The organism is Veillonella sp. S13054-11 (genome assembly GCF_002959795.1).
Classification (GTDB): domain Bacteria; phylum Bacillota; class Negativicutes; order Veillonellales; family Veillonellaceae; genus Veillonella; species Veillonella parvula_E.
In genome coordinates, this window is the sequence record NZ_PPCY01000002.1 from 1 (window position 1) to 22,229 (window position 22,229).

The 22,229-nt window shown below is 38.2% G+C and carries 22 protein-coding genes; all 22 read right to left on the minus strand.

Annotated features, from left to right (window positions below; translation table 11 throughout):
* Positions 1-91: 91 nt before the first annotated feature.
* The 22 genes from VPHSUH08_RS02040 to VPHSUH08_RS02145 all read right to left on the minus strand — a co-directional run bounded on the left by VPHSUH08_RS02040 (position 92) and on the right by VPHSUH08_RS02145 (position 22,108).
* Positions 92-661, minus strand: coding sequence for an outer membrane beta-barrel protein (locus tag VPHSUH08_RS02040; protein ID WP_004696198.1), 570 nt, complete (start codon positions 659-661; stop codon positions 92-94).
* 80 nt (positions 662-741) lie between these two features.
* Complete coding sequence (gene ftsZ / locus VPHSUH08_RS02045; RefSeq protein WP_004696200.1) at positions 742-1,782, minus strand: cell division protein FtsZ; 1,041 nt, start codon at positions 1,780-1,782, stop codon at positions 742-744.
* 138 nt (positions 1,783-1,920) lie between these two features.
* The gene (locus tag VPHSUH08_RS02050) at positions 1,921-2,265 is read right to left on the minus strand and encodes a small basic family protein (RefSeq protein WP_004696202.1); all 345 of its coding nucleotides are present in this window, start codon (positions 2,263-2,265) and stop codon (positions 1,921-1,923) included.
* Positions 2,262-2,957, minus strand: a complete 696-nt coding sequence (locus VPHSUH08_RS02055; protein ID WP_105086599.1) for a DUF881 domain-containing protein — start codon at positions 2,955-2,957, stop codon at positions 2,262-2,264. The genes VPHSUH08_RS02050 and VPHSUH08_RS02055 overlap by 4 nt, the downstream gene beginning before the upstream one ends.
* Positions 2,958-3,839, minus strand: coding sequence for a cell division protein FtsQ/DivIB (locus VPHSUH08_RS02060; protein ID WP_105086600.1), 882 nt, complete (start codon positions 3,837-3,839; stop codon positions 2,958-2,960).
* 28 nt (positions 3,840-3,867) lie between these two features.
* Positions 3,868-4,800, minus strand: coding sequence for a D-alanine--D-alanine ligase (locus VPHSUH08_RS02065; RefSeq protein ID WP_105086601.1), 933 nt, complete (start codon positions 4,798-4,800; stop codon positions 3,868-3,870).
* Complete coding sequence (gene murC / locus VPHSUH08_RS02070) at positions 4,797-6,179, minus strand: UDP-N-acetylmuramate--L-alanine ligase (RefSeq protein ID WP_105086602.1); 1,383 nt, start codon at positions 6,177-6,179, stop codon at positions 4,797-4,799. The genes VPHSUH08_RS02065 and murC overlap by 4 nt, the downstream gene beginning before the upstream one ends.
* Before the next feature lie 14 nt (positions 6,180-6,193).
* Complete coding sequence (gene murG, locus VPHSUH08_RS02075; protein ID WP_105086603.1) at positions 6,194-7,303, minus strand: undecaprenyldiphospho-muramoylpentapeptide beta-N-acetylglucosaminyltransferase; 1,110 nt, start codon at positions 7,301-7,303, stop codon at positions 6,194-6,196.
* On the minus strand, positions 7,303-8,673 hold the full coding sequence (gene murD / locus VPHSUH08_RS02080; protein WP_105086604.1) for a UDP-N-acetylmuramoyl-L-alanine--D-glutamate ligase: 1,371 nt from the start codon (positions 8,671-8,673) through the stop codon (positions 7,303-7,305). The genes murG and murD overlap by 1 nt, the downstream gene beginning before the upstream one ends.
* Before the next feature lie 83 nt (positions 8,674-8,756).
* Complete coding sequence (gene mraY, locus VPHSUH08_RS02085) at positions 8,757-9,743, minus strand: phospho-N-acetylmuramoyl-pentapeptide-transferase (protein ID WP_012864508.1); 987 nt, start codon at positions 9,741-9,743, stop codon at positions 8,757-8,759.
* Positions 9,744-9,799: 56 nt separating this feature from the next.
* Positions 9,800-11,158 carry a UDP-N-acetylmuramoyl-tripeptide--D-alanyl-D-alanine ligase gene (gene murF / locus VPHSUH08_RS02090; RefSeq protein WP_105086605.1) on the minus strand — a complete coding sequence of 453 codons (1,359 nt, stop codon included), beginning with the start codon at positions 11,156-11,158 and terminating at the stop codon, positions 9,800-9,802.
* 1 nt (position 11,159) lies between these two features.
* Positions 11,160-12,644 carry a UDP-N-acetylmuramoyl-L-alanyl-D-glutamate--2,6-diaminopimelate ligase gene (locus tag VPHSUH08_RS02095; RefSeq protein ID WP_105086606.1) on the minus strand — a complete coding sequence of 495 codons (1,485 nt, stop codon included), beginning with the start codon at positions 12,642-12,644 and terminating at the stop codon, positions 11,160-11,162.
* A gap of 55 nt (positions 12,645-12,699) precedes the next feature.
* Positions 12,700-13,104, minus strand: coding sequence for a cell division protein FtsL (gene ftsL, locus VPHSUH08_RS02100; protein WP_004696224.1), 405 nt, complete (start codon positions 13,102-13,104; stop codon positions 12,700-12,702).
* Positions 13,105-13,125: 21 nt separating this feature from the next.
* Positions 13,126-14,058: a 16S rRNA (cytosine(1402)-N(4))-methyltransferase RsmH gene (gene rsmH / locus VPHSUH08_RS02105; RefSeq protein ID WP_004696226.1), complete on the minus strand. Its 933-nt coding sequence runs from the start codon at positions 14,056-14,058 to the stop codon at positions 13,126-13,128.
* 9 nt (positions 14,059-14,067) lie between these two features.
* Positions 14,068-14,499 (minus strand): division/cell wall cluster transcriptional repressor MraZ, encoded by a 432-nt coding sequence (gene mraZ / locus VPHSUH08_RS02110; RefSeq protein WP_004696227.1) that lies wholly within the window; start codon positions 14,497-14,499, stop codon positions 14,068-14,070.
* Positions 14,500-14,902: 403 nt separating this feature from the next.
* Positions 14,903-15,223, minus strand: a complete 321-nt coding sequence (trxA, locus tag VPHSUH08_RS02115) for a thioredoxin (protein ID WP_004696229.1) — start codon at positions 15,221-15,223, stop codon at positions 14,903-14,905.
* Between the two features lie 9 nt (positions 15,224-15,232).
* Positions 15,233-15,607, minus strand: coding sequence for a CoA-binding protein (locus VPHSUH08_RS02120; RefSeq protein WP_004696231.1), 375 nt, complete (start codon positions 15,605-15,607; stop codon positions 15,233-15,235).
* Positions 15,608-15,739: 132 nt separating this feature from the next.
* Complete coding sequence (gluQRS, locus tag VPHSUH08_RS02125; RefSeq protein ID WP_105086607.1) at positions 15,740-16,714, minus strand: tRNA glutamyl-Q(34) synthetase GluQRS; 975 nt, start codon at positions 16,712-16,714, stop codon at positions 15,740-15,742.
* 80 nt (positions 16,715-16,794) lie between these two features.
* Positions 16,795-19,704, minus strand: coding sequence for an insulinase family protein (locus tag VPHSUH08_RS02130; RefSeq protein WP_004696235.1), 2,910 nt, complete (start codon positions 19,702-19,704; stop codon positions 16,795-16,797).
* A gap of 140 nt (positions 19,705-19,844) precedes the next feature.
* Positions 19,845-20,162, minus strand: coding sequence for a hypothetical protein (locus tag VPHSUH08_RS02135; RefSeq protein WP_004696238.1), 318 nt, complete (start codon positions 20,160-20,162; stop codon positions 19,845-19,847).
* Between the two features lie 7 nt (positions 20,163-20,169).
* Positions 20,170-21,399, minus strand: coding sequence for an aspartate kinase (locus VPHSUH08_RS02140; RefSeq protein ID WP_004696240.1), 1,230 nt, complete (start codon positions 21,397-21,399; stop codon positions 20,170-20,172).
* A 319-nt stretch (positions 21,400-21,718) separates the two neighbouring features.
* Positions 21,719-22,108: a class II SORL domain-containing protein gene (locus VPHSUH08_RS02145; protein WP_004697147.1), complete on the minus strand. Its 390-nt coding sequence runs from the start codon at positions 22,106-22,108 to the stop codon at positions 21,719-21,721.
* Positions 22,109-22,229: the final 121 nt, after the last annotated feature.

Here is a 22,229-nt window from a genome sequence, read left to right on the forward strand (position 1 = left end):
GTACCTTATTTAGGAAAAATTGTTAACAAATATACAATAAAACAGTAAATATATAAAAAAAGACCACTCAAAAGAGTGGTCCTTATCATCCTTAGAAGGAGTAGCCTACACCAGCGTGTAAACCTTTTGCAGTTTTATCATTGCTATCTACGCTATATTTATCATAGCCATAGTATACATTCAAATCTACATCAGGGCGTACTTCATATTGAGCACCTACTTGATAAGTTTGCTTAATATCATTACCCCAACCAGCCTTAGCAAAGCCGTTTACTTTATTAGTCAAAGGTACATGACCGATAACACCAGCTTGGAAACCAAGTTCAGTATCATTTGTACGAATCGCAGTACCTGCACCATATAGATTTACATTTGGATGTACCTTATAAACCAATGCTAATTGATGATCTTTAATATCGCCATTTTTTGCATTTAATTTATCGTAAGAGTATTGTAATGCAGCTTTATTGGAAAGGTCGTGTTGTAAAGAAACACCGAAACCATCATTGCTATTGCCACCACCGTTAGATACGTGTTGTTTAAAAGCATAATCAGCTTGTACCTTGGTGGATCCATCACTAATTTTTGTTACAGGAGCTGCAGCAAATGCACTGCCGGCTACAACTGTAGCTGCTAAAGTTAATAATACTAATTTCTTCATTTTTACCTCCTATACACATACCAATGGTATGTCTTAATAAGTTACTAATTGATAGGTATAATAATTATACAATCTATAAATTAGCGTTTCATGAATACAGGGATATCAGGGATACCATTGTTAGTATTTGTAGTGGATGCCGGACGGGATGTAGTTGTTGTTTTACCGAATTCAGGTACATTCTTAGTATTTGAATTAAAACCAGTTGCCACAACAGTAATTTGAACTGTATCGCCTAAGCTTTCATCGATAACAGAACCAAAGATAATATTTGCATCAGGATCCGCCGCTTCAGAAATAATTTCGGCAGCTTCATTAATTTCAAACAAGCTTAAGTTAGCACTACCGGAGATATTGAGTAAGATGCCTTTTGCACCATCGATAGATGTTTCCAACAATGGGCTATTAATAGCCATTTTAGCTGCGTCAGCAGCGCGGTTTTCACCTTCGCCAACGCCAATCCCCATCAATGCTTCGCCTTGTTCAGTCATGATAGTTTTAACATCTGCAAAGTCAAGATTGATCAAGCCAGGAACTTGAATCAAGTCTGAAATGCCCTTGATACCTTGGCGAAGTACATCATCAGCTGTACGGAATGCATCGCTTAAGGAACATTTTTTATCTACAACTTGCAACAATTTATCATTAGGAATAACGATAATAGTATCTACTTTTTGAGTCAAGAATTCAATGCCTTTTTCCGCTTGTGCACGACGGCGTTTACCTTCAAAAGCGAACGGTTTAGTAACGACGCCTACTGTCAAGGCACCGATTTCTTTAGCACATTCTGCAACGATAGGAGCAGCACCTGTACCAGTACCACCACCCATACCAGCAGTTACGAATACCATATCAGCACCTTCAAGAGCTTTTATAATTTCTTCGCGACTTTCTTGAGCAGCCTCTTCACCGATTTGTGGATTTGCGCCTGCACCAAGACCTTTTGTAACCTTCTCGCCAATTTGAATCGTTACATCCGCTTTAGATAATTCAAGCACTTGGCTTTCAGTATTAGCGGATAAAAATTGAACACCTTTAAGATCGCTATCTACCATGCGATTAACAGCGTTATTACCGCCGCCACCAACACCGATAACTTTAATATTTGCAAAATCAGACATTGAACTTCCTCCTCTTATCGTTATCTATCGTATCAATATACGTCCCAATGTATCGATTTATATACTGACAATCTTATAACAATTACATTTATTTTACACTAAAATTTAAAAACTTTCCACTATATAGAATGTGATTTATTAGAATCGCTTAGTCATAATAATCTTTCGTATAGCGCCTACATTAATAAATACATGCAATCCAAAGCCAATAAGAGCTACGTAATATAGGTTAATTCCTATGAGGTCACCTACATATACAAGAATAACAGCTAACACAACATTTGAAAAGAACCCAAGTACAAAATTACTAAGATCAAAGGTTCGTTCCAATGCAGCCCGGCTACCACCAAATACAGCATCTAGTGCAGCCAGAACAGCGACCGATGTGTAATTTGCATAACTTATAGGTATATGAAATGGTGAAAGCCACCCTAATGTAGTACCTACAATTAAACCAACAATGGCAAAGATATAAATATTCATTCTTTACCTCCTGTTTCATTAGGCTTTATATGCTCTTCTCTAAAGGTTCCTGTAAAAGCTGGAATAGCTATTTCATTTTCTTCCTTTATGGTTACCTTTATGCCCCAGTGTTTCAAGGAATCCACCACACCGCCTCGCATGGTGAGCGCAGAATTTAGTGTTTTTGGATCACCAATTGCCTTAACTGTAAAAGGAGCCCCAAAAACCTTACCATTCACAGTAATAGTCGGACCAGAGCATCGTATTTCAGAAGTCCCTATGAGACGTTGATCATTGATAGCTATCGCCTCAGCCCCACCAGCTCGCAATTCATTAACAATACGTAAAATATCTTCATCATGAATTACATATAAATTAGGATTTTCACCACTTTGAATTGGCTTTAAGCTATCCTCAATTAATACACTAACACCTGTACCTTTAACATTAGTTAAAGCTGCTTTCATCATCAACTGTTCATCTGCTTTAACATTGCTACTAGCACCAGACTGTTTAAGTTCTTCTATTTGTTTTAACAATGTATCACGTTCACTTTGAGCCTCTCGTAATTGTACGGCTAAATCACCAGCCCGTTGTAAACGGATATTTTCTTCTATATTATCTTGAGTCATCTTATATTGAGTAACAACCATGAAACCCAATATACAACTGACTAAGGCTATTGCCCACCGTTCGTGTCTCACGACAATCATCTACCTTTTATCTTCAACATGACCTTGTTTATCTTGTTTTTTATCATCCTTCTTAGTAGATGAATTTTCTGTTGTCTTTGTTCCAGTCTGATGCTTTTTAACTTCCGGTATTACATCAGTTTTTATATATGGTGATGAAACATTAACATCTATATATTGTACATTGCTATGTGTTGTCTTAATATCTTGTAACATAGACTGAGTTAACTCGGCTTTTTTAGGTAAGTCTTTACTATCTCCTAATCTAATTTGCACCCCCGATACGGTATAAGCCATTATTGCATCAGGATCTCCTATATTGACTTCTGCAATAGTCTTGAAGGTGCTCTCATCAAGAGAGTTTAAGTATTCAAGAGCCGCTAAAATGGGCTTATCCACAACGGTATCACCTAACAAAATATTTCCCGCCTTAACACCTGATATCATTGGTACCGACGTATCTTGTATTGCAGGCTCTGATGCAATCACTTGACCTTTACTGTCAAGTGTTAAATAACCAAACTGAGCTGGTACAACTGCAACAGCTTTGCGCTCTATGACACGTACAACCATTGTAAATGGCAATTGATAACTAATTTGGGCCTCTTCAACCCGTAAGTCTTTCGCCAATCTAGTTTTTAATTTCTCTGTACTAATTTGCAATATATTTACAGGTTCATGAATATCCCCTGCTACCATTACATCTTGTACAGTTACCTTATCCGACCCTATAATTTTTAAGGATCCAAAAGGAATAGGTAGTGTAAACAATCCCACCAACACGAGAGTAACTGCACCACCGATTTTTAACACTCGTTTTCTAAATACAGCCCGTTCATCTTGAACAGGTGTAGAAGACTGCATCTCCCCAGAGTTGGATGGATGGTATTGCTTATCATCCATAGATAACTCCTTATGTTCTATTCAGCCCTTAAAATTTTCCTATACTAGCTGTTAATAGAATCTTTTCACATAATGTTGGAAAGTCAATTCCCATTTCTTTAGCTGCCTTTGGTACTAAAGACGTTGCCGTCATACCTGGCACAGTATTGTATTCTAGAACATACATATCATCTGCATGATCTGTCATAATATCAACACGAATAACCCCACTGCCTTGTACTTCACGATACACAAGTTCCCCTATGCGTTGCATCTCAGCAGTCATTTCTTCACTAATAGGCGCAGGCACTAAATATTCTGTAGCACCTACAGTATATTTGCTGGTATAATCATACTCCCCAGAATGTGGACGGATTTCGATTACTGACAAGGCCTTGCCGTCAAGAACGGATACTGTAAATTCGCGACCATCAAGAAATTGCTCTACTACAAGAATCGGATCATATTTTAGTGCCTCTGTAACAGCATCCTCCAATTGTACCTCATCACGAACAATGGTAACGCCAATACTAGATCCTTGAGTAGCAGATTTTACCACTACAGGAATCGTAAACTGTTTACGAATATGTCCTATAATAGCTTCTGCAGATTCTAAATTACCATTAAAGGATTCAGAAGCGGCTGTTGGAATATTAGCTCCTTTGAAAACATCTTTACTTACTTTTTTATTCATTCCTACCGCATGAGCCATGATGCCCGATCCAGTATATGGAATTTCTGCCATTTCAAGCAAGCCTTGTAATGCGCCATCTTCACCATAACGGCCGTGAATTGCATTAAATACAATCTCTCCGCCTAAGGATTCAATATCTTTTAAAACAGTACGAGGATTAAGTTCTAATGTTTGCGCATTATACCCTTTGCTTTCGAGTGCTTCCGCAATAGCAACGCCAGTACGGCGAGATACTTCAGCCTCTTTGGAAGGGCCACCCATCAATACGATTATTTTTCTATCTTTCATTGTAAGCCTTCCTCCAATATAGCTAATAATTTGGGTCCATATTGATTAATAGAACCGGCACCCATTGTGATAACCAGATCATTAGGTCGCACAATTTTTGCCAATACAGCCGGTATGTCGTCAACAGATGGTACATAATGTACAACCTTATGTGTAGCGGCTTCAACAGCGTCAGGAATAGTACGTCCATCGATACCTGCAATCGGATCTTCACCAGAACTGTAAATATCTGTCATATATATTTCATCAGCACTTGTAAAAGCAGTGGCAAATTCATCTTTCAACAAACTTGTACGTGTATACCGATGCGGTTGAAACACACAAATAACGCGATGTTTTTCAAGCTCTTTTGCCGCTCTTAAGGTCGCTTTAATTTCTGTTGGATGATGTGCATAATCATCGACAACCCAGACTCCACCAACATGACCCTTTGTTTCAAAACGTCGTTTTGCACCGATAAATTTACCTAACGCTTTTGTGATAAAGCGATTCTCTACACCGCAACATTCATGAGCCACAATAAAGGCTGCCAATGAGTTTAATACATTATGTTCTCCAGGCACGCGCAAGCTGATGCGGCTTATATTAATGCCTTTATGATATACATCATATACCAAGGAAGAGTCCACATAATGAATATTTTTTGCTACATAATCATTATTATCCTCTAACCCATACGTAATAAAAGTACGTTTTACGCGGCTCATAACATAACGAATATTTTCATTATCACCACATACGATAGCTTTGCCTGCTTCTGGTAACGTTTCGACGAACTCACAGAAAGCGTTTAACAAGTTATCCATAGTTTTATAATGATCCATATGATCATCTTCAATATTAGTTATAACGATAGTATGTGGATGCAATTTTAAAAATGAACCATCGCTCTCATCCGCTTCCACAACGGAAAAATGGCCTTTCCCAAGGCAACTGCTACCTTTGAGATAATCTACTTCGCCACCGATAATTACTGTAGGATCCGCATTAGCCTCCACTAAAATTTGTCCAATCATTGAGGTTGTAGATGTTTTACCATGCGCACCAGCTACTGCGATACCATCTGTTACATCTAATACAGCCTTTACAATATCAGAACGATGTAAAATGGTAATCCCTTGCTCTTTAGCGGCAACAATTTCAGGATTGTCTTCACGAATCGCTGTAGAACGAACTATGGCATCAACACCATTTACATATTCTTTATTATGACCGATATGCACCGTGGCACCCATATCTCTAAACTTAGAAATCACCGCAGATTCAGCAATATCTGAACCAGATACATCATAACCTTTTTGAATCAAAATATTCGCTATCGCACGCATACCAGATCCACCAATACCGATAAGGTGAATTTTGTGAATACCGTCTAACATAAAACCTCTCCTTGTTACTTTGCAATAGATAAAGCTAATTTTGCAATATCATGAGCCGCATTCGGTTTCCCCAATTGCAATGCTCGGTCTCCCATTTGTGCCAACAAATCACGGTTGGCCATAAACATCTCGATTTCCCCTATTAAATCGTGAGCACTCAACATTTTATCTACAATCATATGCGCCGCCCCTTCTTGTACAAAGATACGTGCATTATAGGTTTGATGATCTTCCGCTGCGTATGGATACGGTATCAATACGGATGGAATACCGCGAACTGCTAATTCTGCAAGACCTATAGCACCAGATCTAAATACTGCTAAATCGGCTGCTGCTAGTGCTTTTGGCATATCATGTAAATACGGCAAAATCAAAGATGAACTACCTAAACCATCCCCATCGGTAATGCCCAATTGGGATAAAACAGATTCATATTCTCCGTTTCCCGCAATATGGATTAATTTAATACCTTTCACACCTTGGAAGTGTTTATGTACATCTATCATAGCATTGTTAATAGTTCTCGCCCCTCGAGAACCTCCAGCTATGAGTACTGTAAAGGTATCATCACTTAAATTGAAATAGTTACGTCCCACTGTTCTCGAATCAACTAGCACATCTGGACGAACAGGATTCCCTGTATAGACTACGCGCTTTGCTTTAGAAAACGATGCTTCCGCATCCTTATAGCCTAGGGCTACCACATCAACAAAACGACTCAGAATTTTATTAGTAATACCTGCTATGACATTCTGTTCTTGAATTATAGTAGGAATATTATGTAATGCTGCAGCCAAGAGAACAGGCCCACATACATAACCACCAGTACCAATAACAACATCAGGTTTAAACTTACAAACTATAGCATTAGCTTTTACAATGCCTAAAGCAGTTTTACCTAATGTAACTAAAGTACCTAACGATAATTGACGCTGCAAGCCTTGCACAGGAATCGTAGTAAACTCTATTCCCTCTTTAGGAACTAATGTAGCCTCGAGACCTTGCTTGGTACCAACATATAACACCTTTGCATCAGGATTTTGTTTCATAATTTCCTTATATATAGTTATTGCTGGATATATATGTCCACCAGTGCCACCACCTGAAATAATAACACGTTTCATTAATGGTGTCCTCCCTCTTGCAACATATGAACACAACGTTTAAAGTCATCTCCACGCTCTTCAAAACAGCTGTACCAATCAAAGCTTGAGCAAGCCGGAGATAATAGCACAATATCGCCCGTCTCTGCCAATTTATAGCCTTTCTCTACTGCGTCCTTCATGGATAAAGCACGATAAATCGGCTTCACACCAGCCTTTTTTGCAGCCGTCTCGAAACGATCTGCCGCTTCCCCCATGAAAATAACCGCTTTAGTCTTCTCCTTAACTAACTCCATGAAGTCTTCTAAAGGCGTCATTTTATCATGACCACCAGCTAATAGAATAACTTGTTGATCAAAGGATTCTAATGCTTTAACCACAGAATCTACATTAGTCGCTTTAGAATCATTATAAAATGTAATACCATCAATCGTTTTAACGCGTTCTAAACGATGTTCAACGCCATGGAACTCACTAATAATACGATGAATTGTCTCTACGGGTACGCCCAATGCATAAGATAAAGCAATAACGGTCAATATGTTTTCAATATTATGACTGCCTGGAATATGAATATCTTCATTTCCAATAACAAATTTTGCTACCCCATCTTTAGCAATATAACATTTCCCATCAGCATAATAAGCGCCATTCTCTACGGCTTTTTTTTGACTAATCTTTAGAATATGACTAGGCGCACGATGTTCCATATCAGCTACAACGGGATCATCTATATTCAACACTAAATAATCTGTACTTAATTGATTTTCAAAGATGCGTTCCTTCGCAGCAATATAGTTTTCCATCGTCTTATGACGAGCTAAGTGATCTGGAGTAATATTGAGCATAATAGCCCCAATAGGCCTAAAATGCTTGATTGTCTCTAATTGATAACTAGATAATTCAGCTACCAAAAAACCGTCTGCAGGCATAGAATACGCCACTTCACTAAGGGAATCACCAATATTTCCACCGACGTGAACTGGTTTTCCAGAGCCTTCTAGTACTTTAGTTAATAAGGTTGTTGTCGTAGTCTTACCATTTGTACCAGTAACAGCTACGATAGGTGATTTAGATACTTCATAAGCTAATTCTACTTCGCTGACCACGTCAATACCACGAGCCTGTGCTGCTTTTACAATCGGAATATCTAAAGAAATACCTGGAGAAATAACGATACGATCCACGCCATCTAGCAAGGATTCATCTTGACGTCCTGTAATAATATTTACCCCTGCCGCAACGAGTCGTTTCTCCTCAGCCGTAGGCAGTGTCATGGGCTTATAATCATTTAACACAACACGCGCACCCACTTGGGCTAATACCCAAGATGCACCTATACCGCTGGCTCCAGCGCCAAGAACAAGTATATGTTTATCTCCGTATTCCATCTATATCACCTAAATTATCTACAAAATTAATGTATCCTATCTAACAAGCATACCATTATTTACAACTTCCGTTAAGTATTATCTTATAAAGTTATAGTCGCTAAAAGCACACCAATAATGGCTAAAACAGCTCCACCAAACCAGAAACGATTAACAACTGTTTGTTCTGCCCATCCGGAAAGTTCAAAATGGTGATGAATAGGACTCATCTTAAATACACGCACACCACGTGTTTTGAAAGAAATAACTTGAATAATAACAGATAATGCTTCCATAACAAAAATGCCGCCAATCACCACAAGTAACAATTCTGTTTTAGTTAAAATAGCCATTGCTGCAAAGGCACCGCCTAATGCCAAAGAGCCTGTATCCCCCATGAATACTTTTGCAGGGTTCACATTATATACCAAAAAGCCAAGACATACAGCTGCTATAATAGCACCGAAGTACGCAACACTTTCAGCACCGATAGAATTTGTCATCGATACAGCCATCAGGCCAATAACAGAGAATGCTATCGCCGCCACTGCTGATGTACCACCAGCAAGACCATCAAGACCATCTGTTAAATTTACTGCATTTGTAGCTCCTACAATAATCAAGAATGCCAATACATAATACCCCCATCCCAATTGTAATTGTATATCTACAACAGGAATCCATAATGTGGTAGGAACAACCATAATCTCAGTAATGCAATAACAGAATACGGCAGCCAATATAAATTGTCCAAGTAATTTTTGCTTCGCTGTTAAACCAAGATTTCGTTTCTTTACTGCTTTTACAAAATCATCAAAAAAACCTAATAAACAATGACCCAGTGTTAAAAATAATAACATACCTGTGCCCACATTCCATGGTGCAAACAATGCCACGCCAATAACAAGGGCCACCATCATGAAAGCACCACCCATTGTTGGCGTACCGGCTTTTGCTTGATGACTTTCAGGGCCTTCTTCACGAATACTTTGTTGTGCGTGCAAAGAACGCAACATAGGAATAGCAATTTTACCTAGCACTACCGTAATGATGAAAGTCGCTACGAAGGCTAATAGAATGTGATTTATCATATGAATCCTCTACTTATTAATAAATAGGACGGCTAGATATAACTAGCCGTTACCTATTATTCTCGATCCTTTAATTCTTCAACAACGCGCTCCATTCGTAAACCACGAGAACCTTTCACAAGGATAACATCCCCTTTTTCACGAATATCACTATATGCGTTGGCCATTTCTAAATGGCTGTTACAACGGAATATAGTTAAACCTGCTTTTTTTGCTTCCTTTGCAATGAAGGCAGCAGCATCACCAAAGGTGAATACAACACTATACCCCTCTTCAGCAAGCAAATGGCCGATTTCACGATGTGCTTCTTCAGAGAAGTCGCCGAGCTCGAGCATATCGCCTAACATCGCAATTTTACGCTTACCTTCTAATTGGCCAAGTGCTTTAATAGCTTCTGCCATGGATGAAGGGTTTGCATTATAAGCATCATTTAAGATAACAATATCTTCAAATGGGACGATTTCTTGACGCATTGGAGTTCCACTAAACTCACTCAAACCTTTGCGAATTGTGTTGGATTTAATGCCTAGCACTCGACCTGCAACGATAGCCGCCAATGCATCATATACATTGTGTTCACCAATCATAGGCAAGAAGATATCAAAAACTTCGTCATAACACTTACAAGTGAACTTAATACCATCTTTTTTATAGCGCAGATGACTACCAATACAAGTAGCATTCCGTTCAATACCATAGGTGATTGTTTTACCCTTAGCCAAACGATCCATTGCTTTTACATATGGATCATCTTCATTGAGGATAGCCACGCTGTTTTCAGGCAAGCAACGAATCAATTCACCTTTCGCTTCGGCAATGGCTTCTCGAGAACCTAAAAGCTCGATGTGACTAGTACCAACATTGGTAATAATCCCCATCGTTGGTTCTGCAATCAACGCCAGTTCTTCGATTTGTCCGAGCCCACGCATACCCATTTCGACAACACAAGCTTCATGCTCAGCAGTCAAGCGCAATAATGTTTTTGGTAAGCCAATTTCATTATTAAAATTTTTCTCAGTTTTTAATACATTAAATTCTGTGCCAAGTACGGCTGCCACCATTTCTTTTGTCGTTGTCTTACCAGAGGAACCAGTAATAGCAACTACAGGAATATCAAAGCGGCGACGATGATATCGTGCTAAGTTTTGATATGCTACCAAAGTATTGTCTACCTCTATACAAGCAATACCTTCTACAGAACGTCCTTTTTCAACGATAGCCCCTGTAGCACCTTTTTCAATAGCCGCATTGATAAAATCATGGCCATCAAAGGTATCACCTTTTAAGGCTACAAATAAAAAGCCTGATTCAATAGTTCTTGTATCAGTAGACACATCGAAAAACTTAATATTGTCGGTATGTGCACTCGTCCCCTTTGTGGCCTCCAGTACTTGAGACAATGTAAATTCTGCCATATTAGATCTCCTTGAGGGCTGCTCGCGCCTCTTCACGATCATCAAAATGGATCGTTTTATCCTTTAAGATTTGGTAATCCTCATGCCCCTTACCTGCAATGAGTACAATATCCCCAGGTTTTGCATGTTGTATTGCATGTTGAATCGCTTCCCTACGATCAACGATAACTTCATAATGAGTTCCTTCTCGAAGGCCGTCTTTAACGCCTACTTCCACATCTTTAACAATTTGTACAGGATCCTCTGTACGCGGATTATCAGATGTAACATACACAACATCACCGTATTGTGCCGCAATGCGTCCCATAATAGGGCGTTTCGTTGCATCTCGGTCACCGCCACAGCCAAAGACTACAATAATACGATTTTCTTGAATAGCCTTTGCTGTTTGTAAAATATTTTCTAACCCATCTGGTGTATGTGCATAGTCTACAACAACAGCAAATGGTTGACCTTCTTCAATCAATTCAAAACGACCAGGTACAGCACTAAATGTTTTCAACGCTTTATCGATGTCTTCCATGGAAATACCTTCTAATAGGCAGGCACCAATAGCTGCTAATGTATTATACACATTAAACAAGCCAGTCGTATTCATTGCAACTGTATAGTCATGACCATCATAAGATACAGTATAACGGCTAGACTTTGGCGTCATATCAACGTCATGAGCATTCAATGTGCCGCTACCATCGATACTATAGGTAATGATAGGGGCTGTAGTTTTTTCAACAACCCGCTGTCCATAGGCATCATCAATATTGATGACAGCACCCTTACCAGATTTTACTTGGTTTGATTTACTAACTTGTTCAAATAGTTTACATTTAGCTGCCAAGTAATTTTCAAATGTTTTGTGAAAGTCTAAATGATCTTGTGTAAGATTTGTGAATACAGCCGTATCATACTCAACACCAGATACGCGTCCTAAAGCCAACGCATGAGAAGATACTTCCATTACACAATGTGTAACACCCTCTTCTACCATTTGATGCAAAATATGTTGTAAATCTACTACGTCAGGAGTCGTATTATGAATCGGATATGATGTATCACCAATCATGATATGAACAGTACCAATCACACCGACCTTATGACCTTGAGCTCTCAAAATATGACGAATCATATGAGTTGTAGTCGTTTTACCATTAGTACCAGTAACACCAATCATGCGCATGGAATTGGCTGGATAATCAAAAAAGTATGGCACACAGGCCATCATAGCCGCACGTGTATCTTCAACAGTGATAACACAAACGTCACTACTTATCTCAATAGGTTTAGATACTAATACAGCTACTGCCCCAGCCTCAACAGCTTTATTAACATAATCATGTCCATCGACAGTAGCACCATCTAAAGCAATAAATAAACTACCTTCTTTTACAGCACGAGAATCAGCGGTAACATCTAAAATTTCAACAGCTGTATTACCTTCTACATGCGGTGCATGTAAGGTTTTTACTATATCTTGTAAGTGTTTCATATACAATCTCCTTTACACGCAAAGGAAAGCAGCCCAATTCGAGCTGCTTCGCCTGCTAGTCTATAATTTGCTGTTTCTCTTGTACATTACGTTCAGTAACAGCGCTTTTTGTGCTATAAACAAAAGAATCAGGCAAAACCATTCCTAGTTGTTCTTCTGCGATTTGTTGGATACGTACAGGAGACTTCAAGGAAGCCACTTCAACGTCCAATGCATCGTTATCTTTTGTTAATTGTACTACAGCTTGCTGTGTTTTAACTACCTCATAGCCCAACTTTGTACTGTATGCATTCATAACCATCATAATAAGTAAGCATGCAACTAATGCAGCAATACCATATACTACTTGCCACATCATAGGGCTTAAATCTAAAGCTACGTTTGCACTACGTCTTTTCCCTTGTGCAATGACCAACATATCACCTTTTACTTGGCCCACAACAGCCTTTCTCGCTAACATAACACTTAACCCCTTCCAAATCTACAACTTTACTGCTACGCGCAATTTAGCGCTTCTAGCTCTCGGATTAACTTCAATCTCCCCTATACTTGGCTCTATAGCCTTATTCTTTGCCTTTACAACTGCCTTGTGATTACAAACACACACAGGCAATTGTGGAGGACATATACATGCAGTACTTAACTCTTTAAAAGTTTGCTTTGTAATTCGATCTTCCAAGGAGTGGAATGTAATAACTCCAATCTTTCCCTTTGGTTTTAACATCGATACAGCATCTACAAAACTATCATGCAAAATTGCTAACTCTCTATTTACTTCAATACGTATGGCCTGAAACGTCCGTTTTGCCGGATGAGGTCCATCTTGTCGCGCCTTTGCAGGTATTGCATTCTTAATAATTCTAACTAACTCGCCAGTAGTAGTAATTCTTTTTTCTTGACGTGCTTCAACAATAAACTCGACAATTCTTTTAGCCCATCGTTCTTCCCCATAATCGCGGATAATTTGTAGTAATTGTTCACTGTCATATTCATTGACAATTTCCTCTGCCGTGAGAGGTGCATCTTTATCCATTCGCATATCAAGAGGTCCATCATTCATATATGAAAAACCTCGTTCAGGAGTATCTAGTTGATAGCTGGATACACCAAGATCAAATATAAAACCATCGACTTCATAAATGCCCGCATTTTGAAGGGCTTCTTTTAAGTTAGAAAAGTTTGTAGGTATTGTTAACACCTGACATTTCAAATCAGATAAACGCTGTCGAGCTACACTCAAAGCATCTTCATCCTGATCTAAACCTATAATCATGCCTTCTGGATCTAGCATCTCGCCCACTGCATGAGCATGTCCTGCCCCACCAAGAGTACAGTCCACATAAATGCCTTTTGGATTAGTTACGACGGAGTCCACCGTTTCACGTAAGAGTACGCTAGTATGATTAAATTCCATCATAGCCTCCTATAACATAATCCCTTCAAGCCCTTCAACTAATTCTTCCATACTTTCAGCCACTTGCTCATCATAGAAATCGTATTTTTCACGGCTCCAAATTTCAACGTGGTCTCCAGCACCTACAATAACAGCCTGTTTATCAAGGCTTGCATATTCACGTAATGGTACAGGAATGAGGACACGACCTTGTTTATCATATTCAAGTTCAGCGGCACTACCAAAAACAAAACGTTTTAAAGCACGCACGCTAGCTTTAGTGGAGGATTGTGATTGTAAAGCTGTAGAAATTTTTTTCCATGCCTCTTCGGTGTAAATAGCCAAGCAGTTATCTAGGCCTTTTGTAACGATGCACAAATCGCCTAGTTGTTCACGTATTTTAGCAGGTATAATCATCCGCCCTTTTGTATCAATGGTGTGATTATATTCGCCCATGAACATATGTATCACCGCCCTTTACTATTTCTTATCCACCACTATATGGTAAATTCTACCACAATTCCCCACCTTTCACAACAAAAAATCTATTTTTATCCCACTTTTTTATATTTTTCTTGTTTAATCTCTATTTTTCTCCTCTTTTCTACAATACATATGTTCGATTAAATATTCAAAAATAAATAATTTAAACCACTCTCCACCACAATTGCGTAATACCAATCCTTAAATGGACATAAACCCCACTTTTAGATGTATTATGTTTAGGAACTCAATGTATTATGTTTAGTAACGCATAAACGTTAAATATATTTAGGTCTATATTAAAAAAGCAAAAAAACCTCATCAATGTACAACACATACATTGATGAGGTTTTCCTCTATTTATATGATTTTAATTATAGTATTAGAATTTAGATTCGATAGCCGCTTGAAGATCGCCTTTAGGCAAGAAACCAATTTTACGGTCTACTACTTCACCATCTTTTAGAATAACGAATGTAGGCAATACTTCAACTTGTAAGTTACGTGCTAATTCTGGTTCTTCATCAGCGTTTACTTTTACAAAGTTAGCTTTACCTTCAAGCTCACCTGCAATTTCTTCAATGATTGGCATCATACGTACGCAATAACCGCACCATGGAGCCCAGAAGTCAACAACAGTAACACCACCTTGGTTTACTAAATCTTGATATTCAGCAGTTTTTAAATCTTTTAATTCGCTCATTGTACCCTCCTACGGTAATTGAACTAATACACAATCTTGAATGACATGCAGATCTAAAGCATGTGCTTTTTCAACAACAGATGGTTTATCCGCCCCCGGTTGCAACCACACAACAGAAATGCCAAGTTCTTTGCATTCATCAAGTGCAGCTAACCCCGCTGCTTCTGGTACAACAAAATCTACCACAGCAGGCACAACGGGAAGTGCAGAAAGACTAGAGTAACAAATGTCTCCATCTATTTCTGCAATATTAGGATTGACTGGATATACTTCATATCCGTGATCTTTAAGACATTTATAAATCTTATAACCGAACTTCTCGGTTTTATGGGTAGCTCCAATAACGGCCCATACTTTTTGATCTAAAGCTTGTTGAATTGTCATTTCGACCACCTCTTATATACTATTATAAATAAATATCGAATATTGTCAATATATTATATCGAATTATATAGTTAAAGAATTATTCTCTTTTAGCAAACATCCTATAACATAAATCAATACTATTTTATTACTCTATTCTTTAATTTGTATCTCAATCGCTTTCTGACTAAGACTAGGTACATTTAAATCAATCTCAATTAATTCAGATAAACTGATTTCTCTACGACTTAATGTATGAGCTTCAACTAAGCCCCCTACAATAGCCAGCTCACCTAAAATCCTATTAGGAGACCATTGATTTTCACGTAATTCACGAATAGTAATACTCTTTTGTCGCTTAGATAATCTATGCCCTTCAGAATCAATTAATAATGGAGCATGCCCATAAGAAGGTAGTTGTATATTTTTAGATTTGAAACTGGTTTGTAATGTTCTATATAAATATATTTGCTGCCCTGTAGTCTCTAGTAAATCGTCTCCACGAATGACCTCCGTTATCCCCATAGCAATATCATCCAGTACAACAGCTAAATTATAGGCATACATACCGTCACCACGACGCAATACATAATCATCTAATTCACCTTCCAAATGAATATGTTGAAAGCCTTGCCAACGATCTACAAAATCTATATCACAGAAATTAACGGCTAAACGCAAAGATGGCTCCTTAGACATCATAAACTCTTTTATCAATTTATCCTCTAGATGACGGCAATGACCATCATATCGATGTACTACCTCTCCTACATGGGGCGCCGAAGCAATAGAATGCAATCTTGTGCGATTACAAAAGCAAGGATAAATTAGTTTTTCTGATGCAAGATGTTCTAATACGTCTCCATAATATGTTTGTCGTTCACTTTGCCAATATGTTGATTCTGGTCCACCAACGCGAGGTCCTTCATCCCATTCAAATCCTAGCCACTCTAAATCATCTAATAGAGCTTCCCCTAACTCACGTTTAGAGCGTTGGATGTCTATATCCTCCATTCGCACAACATACTGCCCTTTTTGTTGCTTCGTAGAAACATAAGATAATAGGGCTATCCACACATTTCCAAGATGGATATATCCTGTGGGGCTTGGAGCAAATCGACCTTTCATGATGCTCTCCTACAGTACAAAACAAGTGGCATATCCCGTAAACTTACACAGAATATGCCACTATAAATAATATAAAACGATTATCCTAGAGAAATAATGTTATCGAATACCTTACCAGCGTCTTTAATTTTTTGTTCGTTCCCCATTGTACAAATATGATTGTCCTTCAATACTGGTTCAACCACATCTGCTAAAGCAACGATATCCTCTGGCTTACAAGCGATAACTTGTTTACGAAACTCTACCTTATCCTCTAGTTTAGCACCGCTAAAATACATTCCCATCGCACGTGGACCACGCAACGCAGGAGTCATAGGCAAGTCCAAGGAGCTCATAGTACCGATAATATATTTACGCATCTCACGATCAGTCAACGTAAACTCACGAAGGTATTGAGGTAATTCTTTATATACATTTAATGTTTCTACCAAGTTTGGATCGCGATAGCTACAGAAAATCATATTACCATCGTCATAGAAGTTTGCAAAGGCACCGTAAGCACCGCCTTGTACACGAATACGAATCCAAAGATACTCATAACGTAAAATCGTTTCCAATACACTCATTGGGCCTACGTGTTTATACCCATGGTCTATAAAGTTACCACCTTGAGCTACGTATTGAACTTTACCAGCTGTAACGATACCATCATTACCAGACAAACGTGTAATTTTTAATGTATCATTACTTAAGTCAGTAGTATCCCAGGTTTCAATCAATGGTTTCATAAGATTTTCAAAGGCTTCTAATTCTCCTTCTTCACCAACGAACATGATATCTACATTATTAGCACGGAAAATCTTACGAGCCACATCAGCTAATTTTTCCGGCAATAATGGTAATGCCGCAGGATTAGAAGCCAATTCGCTAATCTTTTGATAGTAACCAAAGTTACCATTATCTCTAAATTTACCAACTGCAGATACTTGTGCCATAACACGTTGACTTACAATGGAGTTGCCACGACGAAACGCTTCATTATCCCAAATAGCTTTGCTTTCTTGAACAAGTTCGGTCAAGCGTCTATGGTCACTATAATCTGCTTTTTGTACTACTTCGTTAATCAAACGGCATAAGTCAGGTAATTTAGAATGCAAGGCTTTAGCTCGAACAATCATGAGAGGAGTAAATTCATCACGCTTACCATCTTTGCTAATAGCCGTAATATCTGAGCTTAAACCACCAAGATTCATATTGATATCTTTCGCCAATGCTTCATAGCCACGTTCAGATGTGTTGATACGACCGATAATATCACTTAGAATATCGGCATAGAACAACTCATCTTCTGTAAGACAACTTAAATTAAAGTAAAGACCTACATAGTTGATGCCTTTTGTGAAAGTAGGTACAAAATGTACTGTAGTATTGCCAATTTTACTTTCACGACGTTCTACTTCTTCAATATTAGGATTTAAATCTGATAATTCAAGCAATGGAATCGACGCTAATGCTTCGTCGCTATCTGGAGCCTCTTGACGAAGTTTAAGTCGTTTTGTTTGCTCTACAATCGCTTCGATTTCTTCTGGAGTCATCTTAGCTTTTACAGAAGCTAAATATTCTTTAACCTCTGCATCCTTGCGCTCTTGAAGACCACGTTCAGGATAAATAGAAACAAGCACTTTATGATTGTTATTTAAGATAGATTGACGAATTAAATCTTCAAAGTACGTACCGGATAAGCCCTTGCGAATATTCACTAATGCTTCTTCGTAGTGTAATAACTCAAGTGGGTCATTGTCATATAGCCAATTATCCATCATACGGATAACATAAGCAAGACCAATTGGGCGACCACCAAAGTCGCTTTCACGAAGAGCAAACTCAATGCTATTCAAGGAAGCTTCTAATAATTCTTTATCTAAACCGTTATCACAAAGTTCTTGCAATGTAGATTCCACAATACGCTGCAAGTCAGCTTGTTTATCGAGATTAGAACCAGTTGCTTGCACGGTCCACAAAGGTTGACGGATACTATCAAGATAATAACCACTCACATCAGAACCGATACCGGCTTTCACCAAAGCCTGTTTAAGAGGCGCCGCAGGAGATGTCAACAATGCATGTGTTAATACCTCAAAAGCTAAGCTATGCTCAGGTGTTACATCAGGTAACACATAGGCAAAGGAATGTAAAGTTCGGTTGTCTGTTGGCTCTTCAGAACCTACGCTATATGGATAACTTACCACTTTACCTTCCGCAAATGGCGTTTGTATACCAACCTCTGTATTAACCTCAATAGCATCAAAATGACTTAAGTACTCATCATTCAAGAATGCCAATTGCTCTTCAATATTCATATCACCATAAAGGAAGATATAACTATTGGATGGATGATAATGAACTCGATAGAACTCTTGGAACTCTTCATAAGTTAAGTCCGTAATATGATCAGGGTCTCCACCAGAATCAACACCATAAGTGGTATCTGGGAAAAGTTCACGCATCATTTGGCGTTCTAGAACGGAATCCGGAGAGGAATAAACCCCCTTCATCTCATTAAATACAACACCTTTATAGGTAAGTTCATCGTCCGCACTATCTAATTCATAATGCCAACCTTCTTGCATTACGATTTCCGCATCTTCACGAACCCGTGGATACAATACAGCATCAAGATATACGTCCATCAAGTTGTGGAAATCTTTATCATTCTTGCTGGCTACAGGATACATTGTTTTATCAGGGTAAGTCATAGCGTTTAAGAACGTGTTCAAAGATCCCTTAACAAGCTCAACAAATGGCTCTTTTAAAGGAAACTTACAAGAACCACATAAAACGGAATGTTCCATAATATGTGCAACACCAGTACTATTATGTGGTGTTGTTCTAAAAGCGATATTGAATACTTTATTAGAATCTGGTGAATCAATATAAATTAAACGAGCACCAGACTTTTCATGTTTCATTTCATAAGCGGTACCATTGATCTCATCAATGCGCTCAATGCGGTCAAGGCGAAAGCCAGAATAAACCTTATTTATTTCCATGCTGTCCCTTCTTTCTATACTAATATAATGATTTCTCTCTGAATAATTTATTATATCATATCGATGACTCTATATATAGATGTTAAGAATAATTATCGAATTATAAAACCCCATAGGCAAGTATTCCCATGGGGTTCATATTATTTATTATGTTGCATCTGCCACTTTTGATTGCGACGCAAGGTTAATAAGCCTTCTAACACGGCTTCGAATTGTATAAAACTCAATGTATATGGTTGATACATATCTGGTACAACCTTGTAAGTAATAGTAACCTCAGACTTATCGTAATCATAGAAGATACCATGTAAATTACTCATTGTTGTGTAACCAGTTTGAGCTTGTTCCAATGTTGGAATAGGCTGATTTTTTAGATTTCCTAGTAGATCGCTAATGAAACCTTCCTTACGACCTTGGTCATTGAGCATTTCATCCATAAAACTACGTAGACTATCCATGCAATGATTAACCTCGTTGATCTAACAATAAGCCATTATGAATTACACGAACAGCATCTTTTACGCGATCTTCAGCAACAAGACAAGAAATACTAATTTCAGAAGTAGAAATGATTTCAATATTGATACCTTCTTGGCTCAAAATATCAAACATTTGCGCAGCTACACCAGGCTGTCCTAACATACCTGCACCAATAATGGAAACTTTAGCCATTTTTTCATCAATATTAACAGCTTCAATATCTACTGCTTTTTGTAATTCTTCTAATACTTCTCGAGCTAATACCACATCATCCATAGCTACTGTAAAGATAAGATCAGTTTTTGGTTCTCCCACGGAACGAATAGATTGAACAATCATATCTACGTCAACGTTTCTAGCAGCTAATGCTTTGAATACAGTCGCTGCAACGCCTGGTTTATTTTCAACGCCTACAAGGGCTACTTTTGCTGTATTTGTATCATCAGCTACGCCAGTAATTACGTGTTTATTTGCTTCCACAGTATAATCCTCCCGAATAATAGTACCTAGTTTATCACTAAATGTAGAACGTACATGAATAGGTACACCATAACGGAAACCCATTTCTACGGCACGCGGTTGCATTACACCTGCACCAAGGCGTGCCATTTCAAGCATTTCGCCATACGTTACTTCTTCTAATTTGAAAGCTTCCTTCGCCACGCGAGGATCTGTAGAATATACGCCGTCTACATCCGTAAAAATCTCACATACATCCGCTTTCATAGCACCTGCCAATGCAACAGCTGTTGTATCAGAGCCACCACGGCCTAATGTCACCATATCACCATATTCAGTTATACCTTGGAAACCAGCAACTACTACAATTTTACCTTCATCCAAAGCTTCAAACACACGATTAGGATCAACGCCCAAAATGCGACCTTTATTAAACGTATCACTACTTGTAATACCTGCTTGATCACCTGTTAAGGATACAGATTCCTGACCACGTTCGTTAAAAGCCATTGCCATCAATGCAATTGTTACTTGTTCACCGGTAGACAACAAGCGGTCCATTTCGCGACCATACGGCTTGGATGTAACTTGTTTAGCTAAGGCCACCAAGTCATCAGTTGTATCACCCATAGCAGATACAACAAGAACGATTTTATCGTCAGCTTGCTTCTCACGAAGAACGCGATCAACAATATTAAATATTTTTTCTGGTGTAGCTACGGAACTACCACCAAATTTTTTAACGATTAAGGCCACAATAATCCCTCATTTAACTATGTTTACTAAATATCAATATGCATATACTTTACCACAAACAAATAGCACTGTAAAGGGATATACAGCAATTAATCCACTGGAGTGATACAAAATTCTTTTTTATACGGACATTAAAAATAGAATAATATGTCTATAATTTAATGAATATACATTAAATAGTCATATCATATATTACGCATAACACTATTAAGTATCTATTATTGATAGTTTAAATTACGTTCTTATCACACGATAAGAAACATATAGATATACAAAAAGACCAGCCCTAGGACTGGTCTTTATTAGTTGTAATAGTTAATTAAGCAACTACGATATCTTTTTCGGATTCCCATAAACCATGGATATTGCAGTAAGATACAGCAATCAATTTACCAGATTTTTTCAAGGAAACTGCCAATGTACCTTCAGAAATTGCATGTACTGGGCCTTCATTTGCAGTTGCACCATCACCATGTACGTTGAAGGAAATTTCACCAACTTCAAATGGCAATTGAGTACCTTCAGCTACGAAGTATAATTTAATCCATTCAATATGATGTTCTACAGTGTTTGGATGTGCAATGTCTTTACCTACGGATAAAGTAACGTGGAATGTTTCACCTGCTTTTACAGTATCAACTGTTTCGATAACAGGAACGTGTTTTTCAGTAGCGAAATCGCCAGATTTAATGTAATCATGTACAGCCATAGTTAACCTCCTGGTTAGTCTTATATACATACTTAATGTCAAGAATATTGAGCACCTCTGTGCTTATAACTATATTATACATTTTCGATATAGTTTTAGCAAGGTCTTTTTCGATTTTTTT